Source organism: Corallococcus sp. bb12-1 (assembly GCF_026626765.1).
Classification (GTDB): domain Bacteria; phylum Myxococcota; class Myxococcia; order Myxococcales; family Myxococcaceae; genus Corallococcus; species Corallococcus terminator.
Window position 1 is genome coordinate 61482 of sequence record NZ_JAPNJZ010000018.1, and the last position, 13021, is coordinate 74502.

Below are 13021 nucleotides of genomic sequence, written 5' to 3' on the forward strand. Positions count from 1 at the left end.
ACATCCATCGCCCGCGGGGCTGCCCTCCCCCACTCCGGGAACGATGGGACCCCCTCCAGGTCCAGGAGACCAGGCGATGGTGGCCCTGGCCTTCCCGGCCTCCCCGCCGGGGGGTGCACGACAATCCGCACGAGGAGGTGCTTCCGTACGGATTCCCTGGAAGGTAGGTTTTACTGCATGTCCCAGTGGGCGGTCGGGGTGTGGCAGCGCGTGGTGGGGCTGGCGGTGTTGCTGGCCCTGGGGAGCCCCGCGTGGGCGGCCGAGGCGTGGCGGGCCGTCGCGCGCGTGGGGTCCTCCGAAGACCGCGCACTCCTGGAGCGGGTGCGGGGACAGAGCAGCGACCTGCCCGTGGTGCTGAGCGCGGAGGAAGGTCCTCCGCTGGAGGCGAGTCCTGACAGGGCGTGGCGCGAGGCGGAGCGGGTGGCCTTGCGCCAGGACGCTCGCGCGGTGCTCTGGTTCGTGCGCGACGGGGCGGAGGTGCGCGTGTCCGTGGCGGCGCCCCGGACGGGGCACCTGTTCGTGCGGACCGCGCACGTGGAGGGCACACCCGAAACGCTGACGTGGTCGGTCGGGGCGGAGGCGCTGGCGCTGGCGGTGCGTTCGGCGCTTCGCGCGGTGGACGCAGGGGAACCCCTGGGCGAAATCGTCGCGCCCCCGCCGCCTGCGCCCGTGGCGGCGACCGCGGAGCTTCCTCCTCCGCCACCAGAGCCCGTGCCGGTGGCGAGCGCTCCCGTGGACGGGGGCTTCTTGCAGGTGGGGCTGCACGCGGCGCTGGACGGCTACCACCCGGGGGGACAGCAGGGGCTGTCACTGGGCGCGGGGTGGGCGGGGCGCGCGTTGCGGCTTCGGGCGCAGGTGCTGGCGGCGCTCCCGGTCCACCTGCGCGATGCGTACACCGACGTGCGGTTGGGACAGGGGTCGGCGCTGGTGTGGGCGGACGTGCCCTTCGGGAAGGCGGGCGCGCTGGAGGCTTCGGTGGGGCTGGGCGCGGGCGTCGCGGGCTTCTGGCGGCGCACGGAGGCGCTGGGCAGCGACGTGGAGCCAGCGCCGTCGCGCCTGCTCGCGGCCTTCGTGGTGGGGCCGGCGGTGCGGGCGTGGTGGCGGGTGGGCCCGGCGCTGGCGCTGGAGGCGGCGCTGTCCGGGGAGCTGCTCCTGGGGCGGCCCCGGCTGGGCTACGCGCGGGACGGTGCATTCGTGTTCCGGGAGGACGGCTGGTCCGTGCGCCCCCGACTGGGAGTGGGAATGGTGATTTTTCCGTGAGCACCGATGACCCGATTCCGCCGCGTGCCTCCTCTGTATCGGACATGAGGAGTTCGGGCTCACATGCGACCGTCGCTCCCCGCGCGCCGGAAGACGCCCGACTGGCGGCGGCCATGCGGGGTCAGCGCGCCGCCATCGAGTCCCTGCTCCTGGAGCTGTTGCCCCGGGTGCGCAACCTGGTGCGCTACCTGGTGCGGGGGGACTCGGACGTGGAGGACATCGCGCAGGAGTCCCTCATCGCGCTGGTGCGGGGGCTGCCCACCTATCGCGGTGACGGGCGTTTCCACGGCTGGGTGGACCGCGTGGTGGTGCGCACCACGTTCGCGTGGCTCAAGCGTTCACGTGGGCACGACGCACGTTACAGTGGAGATCCAGTGGAGTTGCTGGCGGTGCCATCCGATGAAGCCCTGGCGGATGAATACGTGCACCGTCGTCACATGGTGACGCTGCTGGACAGGCTTTCGACGGAGCAGCGGCATGCGCTGGTGTTGCATCACGTGCTGGAATTGAGCGTGCAGGAGATCTCCACGGAACTGGGCATCCCTTTCGAAACCGTGCGCAGCCGACTGCGGCTGGGACGCACCGCCCTGCGCGCGCTGGCCGCCGAAGGTGACGGGCCGGAAGGGGAAGCGTGATGGCTTCCTCCTTTCCGCCAGGAGAGGGCGACGAGGAGCCGCTGGAGGACCTCCTGCGGCCGCTCGACGACGACTCGGGGCCGGCGCGTCGGCTGTCCCGCCAGCGTTCGAGCGCGCTCGTGGCGGCGGCGCTGGACGTGGCGTTCCAACCCACCGCGCCCCCGCTCCCCAAACGGCGCAAGCGGCCCCCCGTATGGTTGATGGCGGGCGCGGCGCTCGTCTTCACCGGGGCCGCGGCCGCCGCCGTGTGGCGCCTGTCGCGCCCGGAGCCTTCCCCGCCGCACGTGCTGACGCCCGGCGTGCCCGAACCCACCCGACTGGCCACGCTGGAGCCGGTGCCCCTGCCCGAACCCGCGGCCCCGCCCGAGCCCTTCGTCATCGAGCACCCCCGCCCCTCCCGTCCGACCGCCGTGGCCCCCCGGGAGGCCGCGCGGCCGGAGGACCTGCTGCGGCAGGCGAATGCGCTGCGTTCGGAAGGCAAGTGGAAGGAAGCCGAAGCGCTGTACCTGCGCGTCATCCGCGCGCAGCCCTCGTCGCTGGCGGCGTATGTGGCGCGCGTCGCTTCGGGGTCGCTGAGGCTGGAGCACCTGGGCGACGCACGGGGAGCGCTGCGACAATTCCAGGACGCCCAGCGCTTCCAGCCCGGCGGCATGCTGGATCCGGAGGCCCGACATGGCGAGGCGGAGGCCTACCGCGCGCTGGGCGACACGGCGGCGGAGGCCCGGGTGCTGACGGCGTTCATCGCGCTTCACCCTGACTCGCCCCTGAGCGCGGCTTCGCGCGGTCGCCTGCGAGCGCTAACCCAGCCATGACGCCCCCTTCGGCCGTGCGGCCTCCGACGTCGCGCGGTGGAACAGCGCGGCCGGGAATGCCGCGCAGGAGACCCTGTCAATGAAGCCCCGTGTCGCGGCATTCGTCCTGGGCACCGCGCTCCTGGCCTCCGCGTGCCCCGTGAATGATCCGGTGGCCACGCTGCGCACGCCCGACGCGGGGGGTCCCATCCCGGATGCGTGGGCCGAGCACTGCGCCAACAGCGGACCTCCCCTCCTGCTGGGCGACCCCGCCGCCGGTCCCCTGCTGTGCAGTGGCCAGCTGGCGGAAGCCCTGTTCCGCCGCGCGGCGTGTTCTTGCGAAGGCCTGTCGCTGAGCGCCCCCTTCATCGCGGATGCGTTCCGGAGCAGCGCGGGCCCGTACGCACCCGGAGGCCTGGGCGGCGACGTGGGCGTGAATGGAGGCCTGTCCGCGAACGACCGCGTCCAGGTGGGCGGCGCGCTCCAGGTGGGCGGCGCGTCCGGACTCCAGCTCAGCGGCCCGCTCTTCGTGGGCGGCGGCCTGGACAGCAGCGGTCCCCTCACGGGCCCCGGCGCGTCCGCCACCGTGTCGGGCGATGCACGGGTGAACGGCGACGTGGCGCTCGCGTCGCTGACGGTGGGCGGCGTGCTCACGGTGCCCGCTGGCTTCACGCCCGGCCCGGCCCAGGCGGCCGAGCTGCGCCGTGAACCCGTGGCCCCTGTCGTCCCCTGCGCCTGTGACGCCGCGTCCCGCTTCGAGCCGGCCACGCTCATCGCCCACCACGCGCGGGACAATGACAACGCGGCCATCGGCTTGGACCCGGCGTCGCTGGAGAACGTCACGGGCGACGCTGAGCTGGCGCTGCCCTGTGGCCGCTTCCTGCTCACGCGCGTGGCGGGCACGGGCCACGCGACGCTGCGCATCCGGGGCCGCACCGCGGTGTTCATCCCCGGCGGCGTGAACCTGGTCGAAGCCCTCACCGTGGACGTGCAGCCTCCGGGAGAGCTGGACCTGTTCGTGGCCGGAGGCTTCGTCGTGTCCGGCCAGCTCACGCTGGGCTCCACCACCCTGCCCTCGCGCGTGCGCGTGTACGTGGCCGGCACCGACGCGCTGGACATCTCCGCCGGCAGCGCGCTCGCGGGCAACCTCTACGCGCCCCAGGCCCAGCTCAACCTGAGCGGCAACGCGGAGGTGTTCGGCGCCCTGTTCGTGCGCCACCTGGAGGCCTCCGGCGCCGTGCAGGTGCACCACGACGCCGACGTGCTCGAAGCGGGCGCGGCCTGCCCCGCCGGATAGCGGCGCCGGGATTTCAGCGGAAGACGACGGTCTTGTGGCCGTTGAGCAGGATGCGGTGCTGCACGAACCACGTCACCGCGCGGCCCAGCACCACGCTCTCCACGTCGCGGCCCATCGCCGTCAGGGCCTCGGGCGACAGGGTGTGGTCCGCGCGCTCCACGTCCTGTTCGATGATGGGGCCTTCGTCCAGGTCCCCCGTGACGAAGTGGGCCGTCGCGCCAATCAGCTTCACGCCCCGGTCATACGCCTGCTGGTAGGGCCGCGCGCCCTTGAAGCTGGGCAGGAACGAGTGGTGGATGTTGATGAGCCGTCCGCGCAGCGCATCACACGTCTGCGCGGAGAGGATCTGCATGTAGCGGGCGAGCACCACCAGGTCCACGCGCTGCTCGCGCACCAGCTCCAACAGCCGCGCCTCCTGCTGCGCCTTGTTCTCCGGCGTCACCGGCAGGTGGTGGAACGGGATGTCGTGGGACGCCGCCAGTTGGTAGAAGTCCCGGTGGTTCGACACGATGGCGGGAATCTCCACCGGCAGGATGCCGCTGCGGTAGCGATACAGCAGGTCGTTCAGGCAGTGGCCAATCTTCGAGACGAGCAACAGCACTCGCGGCTTCACAGACGCGTCGTGCAGGTGCCAGTCCATGGAGAAGCGCGGCGCGAGCAGCGCGAACGCTTCGCGCAGGGACGCGGGCTCCGTCTTGGACGCCTCGTCCGCGAAGTGCACGCGCATGAAGAACAGCCGCGTCTGCGGATCTCCGTACTGCGCGCTGTCGAGGATGTTGCAGCCGTGCTCGGCGAGCCATCCGGAGACGGCGTGGACGATGCCGCGCTGATCCGGACACGACAGCGTGAGGATGTATTGGGAGGGACGCTCGGTCATGGGCGGCGCCGACTATAGCGGCCCCCTGCCCTCGCCGGGCCAGTGCCACGACCTGGACGCAAGGGCACCGTGGCTTGTTCGACGCTCGCGCGCGGCCCATCTCAGTCCCAGGCCCCCCGCCCCGTTGACTGGATGGCACCCCCATGCCCGAACCGACGCCCCCTTGCTACGACATCGCCATCGTGGGGGGAGGCTGCGCCAGCTTCCAGCTCCTGCACGCGTTGTCGCGGCAGCCGGGTGGCCAGACCCTGGGCGTGTTGCTGCTCGTGCCCGAGGAGACGCTGTCGCGCTCCTGGTGTTTCTGGAGCCGCGAGCCCCATCCCCTGCGACACCTGTTCGCGAAGTCCCGGCTGGGCTGGGCCGGGGTGTTGCTGCTGGGGTGCTTCCTGCCGCTCCTGCTGGCCTGCTCGCTCTACTTCAGCGGCTGGCATGCGTGGCATTCGTTCCGGGCCATCCACCGCTACTTGAGCGAACGGAATGACGCGCCGCCGTCGCTCCTCCGGCTCTGGGCGAAGGCCCTGCCCTTCACGGCGCTGGCGCTGGGGGCACTGCCACTGATGGCCGCGGCATGGCGCGTCACGGGACAGCGGACGGATCCGCTGCCCCTGCTGTTCATCTTCCTGGCCGTCATCACGCTGCCGCACCTGCGCGTCATGCACGGGCTGCATCGCCGGCTGGCGTAGACCGGCATCCCGCGCGCGTTTGCCTTCCTGGAGACTTCCCTCCCGACAAAGCGACCCTACATTCCAGCAGGTCATGGCTGATGCCCTCCCCGCCAACGCGCCCCGCCGCCGTCGTCCGGTGCCGGAGTCCCTGCGCGAGTACGGCCGGGGCATCGCGGGCGGGCTGCTCTTCAGCCTGCCGCTGCTCTACACGATGGAGGTGTGGTGGGCGGGCTTCACCTCCCATCCCTTGAGCGTGCTGGGCTACCTGCTGGGCACCTACGTGCTGCTGCTGGGCTACAACCGCTTCGGGGGCTTCCGCCGGGACGTGTGCTGGTTCGACGTCTTCACCGACTCGCTGGAGGAGCTGGGCCTGGGGCTCATCGTGTCCACGGCGGTGCTCGTGCTCATCGGCCGCATCACCCGGGGCACGTCGTTGCAGGAAGCCGTGGGGATGGTGGTGGTGGAGGCGGGCACGGTGGCCATCGGCGTGTCGGTGGGCTCCGCGCAGTTCGGCGGACAACACCGGGAAGAGGATCCGGAGGAAGACCAGCGGCGGCTGGAGTCCGCGGAGCATGTTCCCGCGCAGCTCGTCATCGCGTTCTGCGGGGCCATCCTGTTCGCCGCCAACGTGGCGCCCACGGAGGAGATTGTGATGATCGCGGTGGAGACCCCACCGTGGCGACTGCTGGGGCTCGCCGTGCTGTCGATGCTGCTGGGCGGGCTCATCCTCTTCCAGAGTGACTTCACGAAGGCGCACCGCTTCACGCGCCGCCGCCTGGGCCGGGACGTGCTGGCGGGGACGGTCATCACGTACGCGCTGGCGCTGTTGTGCAGCGCACTGGTGCTGTGGTTCTTCGGCCGGTTCGCCGGCAACGGCCTGGGCATGTGCGTGGCGCAGGTGGTGGTGCTGGGGCTGGCGTCGACGCTGGGCGCGTCCGCGGGAAGGCTGCTCATCCAATCATGAAGATCCCCTGGAACCGGCTGGAAGGCGTCGTCTTCGTGTCCAGCTGCGTGCTCGTGGCGCTGGTGCTGGGCTACCTCGCGGTGGATGCCTGGACGATGGGGAGCGGGCCCCCGGACCTGACCGTCACGGTGGGCACGCCCGCGCGCGGCGCCAGCGGGTGGCGCGTGCCCGTCACCGTGGAGAACCACGGCGACATGGCGGCCGAGGAGGTCCACGTGCGCGTGTCCCTGCGCGGCGAGGGCGCCGAGGAGGCCGAGTTCGTGCTGGCGTACGTGCCCCGTCATTCGCAGCGGGAGGGCTGGGTGGCCTTCCGTGAGCAGCCGTCGGACATGGAGGCGCGCGCCGTGGGTTTCGCGACGCCCTGAGCCTCGACCTTCGGCCGCACTGCTATCCTGGCACCCGCATGCGCAAGGGGATGCGGTTCAGGTGGCTGGCAGGCGCGGTCGTCGTCCTCGGACTGCTGCTCATGGCGCTCTTCCCGCGAACGGAGGAGGCGCCCGGGGAGCCTGCACCGCGAGCGCCCTCCTCGCGGGCGGGCGCGCTGAACACGTGGAAAGCGGCGAAGCACGCCGTGCCCACCCCCACCGGGAGCCTGCGCATCACCGGCGTGGTGCGCGATGCGCGGGGGCCCGTCCCGGGCGTACGCGTCACCGCCTCCCGCGTGGATGCCGAAACACTTTCGGAGCGGCCCTGTCCCGAGGCGTTTCGCGAGGACCACGCCTCCAACGCCCTCCGACTGACCGCTTGCGCAGGCGCGGGACTGGAGCAGGAGGTCGCGCGACTCGTGGAGGCGCGCGAAGGCGAAGCGCCCGTGTTCGCGGAGACGGTCTCGGCGCAGGACGGCACCTTCACCCTGGAGGGACTGCCCTCCGGAGCCTTCGCCCTCTGGGCCCTGGGCGAGCACGGCGCGGTGCTGCGTCCGGATGTCCCGGCGGGCAGCGAAGCCGTGGAGTTGGGGTTGGAGGAAGGCATCCAGATCTCCGGAACCGTGACGGAGGCGTTGGGACGCACGCCCATTCCCGGAGCGCGGGTGACGGTGGTGCACGAAGCCCACACCCGCTTCTTCGACGTGCTCGCGGACGAACAGGGGCGCTTCCGCGTGGGTCCCCTTCCTCCGGGACGCTACCTGGAGGTCGCGAGCGCTCAAGGTTGGCGGGCGGGCGTCCTGCGTGACGAAGTCTGGCTCGACGCCGATGTGGAGGTGGCCCTCAAGCTTCACCCGATGCGCCAGTTGGAGGGTGTGGTGCTCACGCCCCAGGGGCTGCCAGCGCCAGGGCTCACCGTGAACCTGCGGGCCCTTTTCCAGGGGGCAGACATCCTGACCGCCAGGACCGATGACCGGGGACGCTTCACCTTCGAAGAGGTCCCGGCGGTCGAGCACCACCTCTGGGTCTGGAACGCGGAGCGGACCGCCTTCGGTGAGGCATCGACGCAGGAGGAGCCCCCGGAGCAGACCCTCATCCGGATGGAGCCCTGTTCGTTCCTGGAGGGCACGGTGCGGGATGATCAGGGCCGCCCGCTGGAGGGCGTGCGCCTGAAGGTGAACAGGCAGACCCTGGGCGACGCCCCGATTCGGGAAGCCCTCACCGACGAAGCAGGCCACTACCGGCTGGGGCCACTGCTGACATCCGCCCTGGACCTCTTCCTCACCCGCGCCCACTTCATGAACAAGGTGGAGTCCATCCCCCGGAGGGACGGCGTCACGACGACATGGGACTTCACCCTGGCCCGCGCCATGTCGGTCGAAGGCAGCGTGGTCGATACCGAAGGCAGGCCCCTGGCGGGGGTCGAGGTGGGGCTTTCACCGGACGGTGTCACCTCCCGCTTCATCCGAGACAGGGCCTCCCAGTTGGATGAGCACACCGTGTCGGACGAGGCAGGCCGCTTCCTGTTGGACACCGAGCAGGAAGGCACAGGCCGGCTCTTCGCCAGGGCCACGGACTTCATCTCGACGGAGGTCGACGTGAAGGTGCCGTCGACGGAGGTCCGCGTGGTGCTTCAGCAAGGAGCCTCCGTGTCCGGCATCGTCGTGGACGCGAAGGGAGCCCCCATGACGGACGTGACCGTCAAGCTGTGGGACACCACACCGGGGAGCGGGAAGGCGCGCACCGGAACCGTGGATGGGCAAGGCGGCTTCTCGCTGCGAGGCCTGAAGGCCGGGCACTACATGCTCGAGGCCTGGCGCAGGACTCCTGGCATGGCGCAGTCCACTTCGCTGCCCATTGAACTGGAGGAGCACACCCAGGCCGTGGTGGCGCTGCGCTTCGAGGAAGGTCGCACACTCGAAGGAATGACGGTGGACACCTACGGGCAACCGATCCCGGGCGTCCAGGTCCGGGCCTGCCTGCCTTTGGATGACGTCCCCCCGTGGCAGCTCTCCGTTGAAACGTGCGACCTGCTAAGCGGGGGCGGGGTGCGCTCCGGCCCGGACGGCCACTTCGTCCTCAAGCACCTGGTGGCTCCGACGTACCAGCTCGTCGCCTGGAAGGAGGACCAGGCCTTCGCCCCCGCGCGTTCACGGGGTGGAACGGCCGACGCATCCTCGCTGCACGTGGTCCCGGGCGGGGCAGAGGTCCGGCTGGTCATGGAGCGACGTTCGCGCCTCAAGGTGCGCGTCGTGAGCGCCGACGGCAGGCCCCTGCCCTCTTCGCTCTGGGTGCACAACGACGGGCGCGAGCAATCCTCCGACGGCGCCTTCGACGTCGTGCTACGGGACGACAGCAAGTCTGTCGTGGTGAGCGCGGAGGGTTTCTTCGACATCCCGCGGAGCGTGGTGGCGAAGCCGGGTGAAGACGTGGACCTGGGCATCCTGGTGATGACCCGGAGCCGCAAGGCCCGCTTCATCGTTCGCGACGAAGCGAACCCGGGCTCCCTCGCGGGAGTCCCCGTCTCCGTGTTCACGAGCTACGACGGCAACCCCCAACCGTTCAAGGGACCCGTTCCGCCGCCCCTCTCTGGCAACCTCGACACGGAGGGCGCTGTCGACCTGGACGGTCTGCCCTTCACGCCCATCGTCATCACCGTCCAATTGGAGCGGGACCAGCGCAGTCTGGACGTGGCACTGGATGCCTACCAGGAGGTCGTCACGGTGACGGTGCCCGCCCGTCCGCGTTGAGCCCGCGCTCCGGTTCCCGGCTATCCTGGCCCCCGCATGCGCCAGGGGAATCGCCGCCAGGCACTCGTCATCGCGGGCATCGTCGGGCTGCTGCTCGTGACGTTCCTCCTTCGTCGGCAGGCAGCGTCCCCGTCATCCCGTCGTTCCTCCACGGTCACGAACGCGGCGGGCCCATCCGTCACCCGGCTGCGCGTCACGCCCGTGCCTGGAGGGAGCCTGCGCATCTCCGGCACCGTGAGGAATGAGCACGGTCCCGTGGCGGGCGTGCGGGTGTCCGCCTCGCGCGTCGACCCGGAGGAGACGCTCTCCGAGCGCCCCTGCCCCGCGCCCGACCTCCTCACGACCGACGCCGGAGCCGCTGGGTTCGCCACCACCCCCTGGCTGATGGACTGCTGGCCCCAGGCCCAGGCCCAGGTAATGGAGCAGGTGAACGCCCGCGAAGGCGAAGCGCCCGTCCTCGCGGAGACGACGACCGGAGCGGATGGCACCTTCGTGCTCGATGGACTTCCGGAGGGTGCCATCACGCTCTGGGCGCTGGGGGAAGCGGGCGCGGTGAAGCAACACGACATCCTGGCCGGGACCCGGGACGTGGTGTTGTCGCTTGATGACGGCCTCGTGTTCGAGGGCAGCGTCAAGGTGGAGGGCTCGCCGGCCCCCCTCACGGAGGTGACGCTCACGCTGTTCTCCCATCACCACACGCGCTTCTTCGACGTGCGCGCCGATGCCCGGGGGCACTTCCGCCTGGGGCCCCTTCCTCGCACACGCTACGCCGCCCTCTTCGCCCTCGAGGGCGAAGGCGTGCTCCTCATCCAAGAGGTGAGGCCCGGGGACCTGGAGGACCTGACACTCCACCGTCCCTCGCGCTTCTCGGGACAGGTGGTGTCCGAACAGGGTGCGCCCGCGGCGGGGGTCCAGGTCTGGCTGGCGCCCCTCATCTCCCAGCACGATCACCTTCTCCAGGCCGCCACCACGAACTCCCAGGGGCGCTTCGCGTTCACCACGGCGCTGCCCTCCGAGATGGAGGGCAGCGCGTGGAGTTCCGCGATGGAGGTCTCCGCGTGGAGCTCCGCGCAGGATGCGTTCGCCTCCATCGAGTCCCCGCCCGGGGAAGGGCTGCTGCTCCAACTGCGACCCGGCGTCTTCCTCCAGGGCACCGTGCGGGACGACACCGGGAAGTCAGTCGCTGGAGCGAAGATCACGGCACAATCCTTCCAGCCCGTCGCGCTCGGCGAGCGCGGGCAGGCCGTGACCCGCGCGGATGGAAGCTACCGGCTGGGCCCGCTGGCCCCCGCGAACTACGACCTCCTCGTCCAGGCCGAGCACCACCTCGATGACGGGCCCGTGGACCAGGAGGTCGCCGAGGACACGCAGCCCCGCGACTTCACGTTGCAGCGTGCAAGTTCGGTGGAAGGGCAGTTGGTCGACGAGGCGGGTCAGCCGCTCGCGGGCCTGGAGGTGACGCTGCACACCGGCGAGCTTCCGCTCACCGGGACGGGTTCGACGGACGACGTCGCCGTTTCGGATGAGACCGGGCGCTTCGTGCTGGACTCCCAGACCGTGGGGCCCGGGTGGATTGAAATCGATGGGGACCGCTTCATCCCGGAACGGTTCGCCGTGCGGATTCCCTCGCGAGGTGTCCGACGGATGTTGCGCCGGGGCTCAACCGTCCGCGGCACCGTCGTGAGCGTGGCGGGAGCCCCCATGCCCGGGATTGATATCGCCCTCTGGAAGCGCGACGTGCAGGACGACGCCGAACGCTCGGGGGTCACGGACGAACAGGGACGCTTCACCCTCCAGGGTGTGGAGCCCGGCCGCTACGTGGTGGAGGCCTCCGTCCGGGCCAAGGCCCACACGCGCCGCGTCTCGCAGCCGGTGGAGGTGGTGGACGGGGAAACCGCGACGGTGTCGCTGCGGATGGAGGGGACCCGGATGCTGGCGGGCCTCACCGTGGACGAAGCAGGCCGGCCCTTGCCGGGGGTGCGCATCCGGATGTGGGTGCCCGAGGAGGACCTCCCGCTCTACCGGGAGAGCCCTGACGCGCCCTGGTCGGGCTTGGAGAGCCTGCGCTCGGACGACAAGGGCCGCTTCGTCCTCAATCACCTGGACGCCACCCGGTACGTGCTGACCGCAAACCACGATGACTACGACTTCGAGCCCGCCAGCTCCCAGGGAGGCCTCCCTGGCAAGAAATACACGCTGCGGGTGGGAAGCGACGTCCGCGAGGTTCGACTGGTCCTCCACCGCAGGCCCCACGTCCGGGGCCGGGTGGTGGGACCGGGGGGCGCGCCCGTGACGGCCTTCACCGTCAACTTCGACGAACAACGCTCCCCGAGCGGCGACTTCGACGTGGACCTGTCCGCAGCCACCGGCCAACACACCCTGGTGATCCGCGCCAAGGGCCTGGCGACGCTGGAGCAGACGTTCACGGTGGAGGGCGGGGCCGACGTGGACCTGGGCACGCTCACGCTGTCGGGAGGCCGGACGGTGCGCGGCGTCCTGCGCGACGCCCAGACGGGCCTCCCCTTCACCGGCGAGGTGCGCGACGGCTTGGGGCACAAGGTCCGGCGCACGGACACCATCGCCTACCGGCTGCGGAGCGAAGGCCCCGGAGACCCCGTGCTGGCATACCCCAGGCTCCGGGCCGCGCTGGCGCCGGACGGCACCTGGCTCCTGGAACACCTGCCCTCCACGCCCCTCACCCTCCAGTTGGAAGTCCCCGGCTATCTGCCACTGCGTCAGACGTTGGATGCCGGAGCACGGGAGTTCACGGGCCTGCTGGAGCGCGGAGCCCGGGTGGAGGTGAACATCCGGGACGCCCAGGGTCGCCCCATTCCGGCGATTGTCGGCATCACGATGCCGGACGGCGACATGCAGCAGCGCATGGCCTCCACGGGCACCCTGGTCATGAGCGGCCTTTCCCCGGGCCTCCATGCTTTCACCGCCACCTCACTTGATGAAGGCGACAAGAGACTCTCCGAGAACAACGTCCAGCCGAAGTCCCTGCGGGTCCCCGCCAGCGGGCAGGTCGTCCTCACGCTCGAAGCGCTGGAGCGCGGCGCCACCCTGACGTTGCGGCTGGCGGACGACGTCTTGAAGGCCCACCTCATCCCCGGCTCGGAGCCCTGGCCCGAAGACGTCATGGCGTCCCGGCGGCTGGGGGCACGAGGGCATCCCCAGGAGCGGCTGGCGCGGTTGCCCGTGACGCTGCGCTTCGACCGCGCCCCCGCGGGCCACTACACACTCTTCGCCTTCGACCGCGCAGGGGAGCGGATCCACCGGGAAGAGCTGGAGCTGCCCGCCGAAGGCACGGTGTCCGTCGAGCTGCGTCCCGCGTGGAGACCGCTCGCCCCCTGACGCGGGCGTCCCTCCCATGACCGCCGCCTGACGGAGTTCATGGGTGGCGGCTATCCTGGCCAC

10 protein-coding genes are annotated in these 13021 nt (G+C 71.1%); 9 read left to right on the plus strand and 1 reads right to left on the minus strand.

Annotated features, from left to right (window positions below; all coding sequences use genetic code 11):
* Positions 1 to 177 precede the first annotated feature (177 nt).
* From OV208_RS21025 to OV208_RS21040, 4 genes are all read left to right on the plus strand, one after another.
* Complete coding sequence (locus OV208_RS21025; protein WP_267575660.1) at positions 178 to 1260, plus strand: hypothetical protein; 1083 nt, start codon at positions 178 to 180, stop codon at positions 1258 to 1260.
* Positions 1261 to 1373: 113 nt separating this feature from the next.
* Positions 1374 to 1895, plus strand: coding sequence for an RNA polymerase sigma factor (locus OV208_RS21030; RefSeq protein ID WP_324291399.1), 522 nt, complete (start codon positions 1374 to 1376; stop codon positions 1893 to 1895).
* The gene (locus OV208_RS21035; protein ID WP_267575662.1) at positions 1895 to 2707 is read left to right on the plus strand and encodes a tetratricopeptide repeat protein; all 813 of its coding nucleotides are present in this window, start codon (positions 1895 to 1897) and stop codon (positions 2705 to 2707) included. Before OV208_RS21030 ends, OV208_RS21035 begins: the two co-directional genes overlap by 1 nt.
* 79 nt (positions 2708 to 2786) lie before the next feature.
* On the plus strand, positions 2787 to 3983 hold the full coding sequence (locus tag OV208_RS21040; RefSeq protein WP_267575663.1) for a DUF7305 domain-containing protein: 1197 nt from the start codon (positions 2787 to 2789) through the stop codon (positions 3981 to 3983).
* A gap of 13 nt (positions 3984 to 3996) precedes the next feature.
* Here OV208_RS21040 and purU read toward each other — a convergent pair whose 3' ends face one another.
* Positions 3997 to 4860, minus strand: a complete 864-nt coding sequence (gene purU / locus OV208_RS21045) for a formyltetrahydrofolate deformylase (RefSeq protein ID WP_267575664.1) — start codon at positions 4858 to 4860, stop codon at positions 3997 to 3999.
* Between the two features lie 143 nt (positions 4861 to 5003).
* Between purU and OV208_RS21050 the strand changes: the two genes are divergently transcribed.
* From OV208_RS21050 to OV208_RS21070, 5 genes are all read left to right on the plus strand, one after another.
* Positions 5004 to 5543, plus strand: coding sequence for a Brp/Blh family beta-carotene 15,15'-dioxygenase (locus OV208_RS21050; protein ID WP_267575665.1), 540 nt, complete (start codon positions 5004 to 5006; stop codon positions 5541 to 5543).
* Positions 5544 to 5616: 73 nt separating this feature from the next.
* Positions 5617 to 6489 (plus strand): TIGR02587 family membrane protein, encoded by an 873-nt coding sequence (locus tag OV208_RS21055; protein WP_267575666.1) that lies wholly within the window; start codon positions 5617 to 5619, stop codon positions 6487 to 6489.
* Positions 6486 to 6854 carry a hypothetical protein gene (locus tag OV208_RS21060; RefSeq protein WP_267575667.1) on the plus strand — a complete coding sequence of 123 codons (369 nt, stop codon included), beginning with the start codon at positions 6486 to 6488 and terminating at the stop codon, positions 6852 to 6854. The genes OV208_RS21055 and OV208_RS21060 overlap by 4 nt, the downstream gene beginning before the upstream one ends.
* A gap of 50 nt (positions 6855 to 6904) precedes the next feature.
* A complete protein-coding gene (locus OV208_RS21065; RefSeq protein WP_267575668.1) occupies positions 6905 to 9604 on the plus strand; it encodes a carboxypeptidase-like regulatory domain-containing protein in 2700 nt (899 codons plus the stop codon).
* A gap of 36 nt (positions 9605 to 9640) precedes the next feature.
* Positions 9641 to 12958, plus strand: a complete 3318-nt coding sequence (locus tag OV208_RS21070; protein WP_267575669.1) for a carboxypeptidase-like regulatory domain-containing protein — start codon at positions 9641 to 9643, stop codon at positions 12956 to 12958.
* Positions 12959 to 13021 lie beyond the last annotated feature (63 nt).

Bases quoted from the DNA above. Each gene is read 5' to 3' on its own strand.
- OV208_RS21025 (WP_267575660.1), top strand. From the start codon at position 178: ATGTCCCAGTGGGCGGTCGGGGTGTGGCAGCGCGTGGTGGGGCTGGCG.
- OV208_RS21030 (WP_324291399.1), top strand. From the start codon at position 1,374: ATGCGGGGTCAGCGCGCCGCCATCGAGTCCCTGCTCCTGGAGCTGTTG.
- OV208_RS21035 (WP_267575662.1), top strand. From the start codon at position 1,895: ATGGCTTCCTCCTTTCCGCCAGGAGAGGGCGACGAGGAGCCGCTGGAG.
- OV208_RS21040 (WP_267575663.1), top strand. From the start codon at position 2,787: ATGAAGCCCCGTGTCGCGGCATTCGTCCTGGGCACCGCGCTCCTGGCC.
- purU (WP_267575664.1), bottom strand. From the start codon at position 4,860: ATGACCGAGCGTCCCTCCCAATACATCCTCACGCTGTCGTGTCCGGAT.
- OV208_RS21050 (WP_267575665.1), top strand. From the start codon at position 5,004: ATGCCCGAACCGACGCCCCCTTGCTACGACATCGCCATCGTGGGGGGA.
- OV208_RS21055 (WP_267575666.1), top strand. From the start codon at position 5,617: ATGGCTGATGCCCTCCCCGCCAACGCGCCCCGCCGCCGTCGTCCGGTG.
- OV208_RS21060 (WP_267575667.1), top strand. From the start codon at position 6,486: ATGAAGATCCCCTGGAACCGGCTGGAAGGCGTCGTCTTCGTGTCCAGC.
- OV208_RS21065 (WP_267575668.1), top strand. From the start codon at position 6,905: ATGCGGTTCAGGTGGCTGGCAGGCGCGGTCGTCGTCCTCGGACTGCTG.
- OV208_RS21070 (WP_267575669.1), top strand. From the start codon at position 9,641: ATGCGCCAGGGGAATCGCCGCCAGGCACTCGTCATCGCGGGCATCGTC.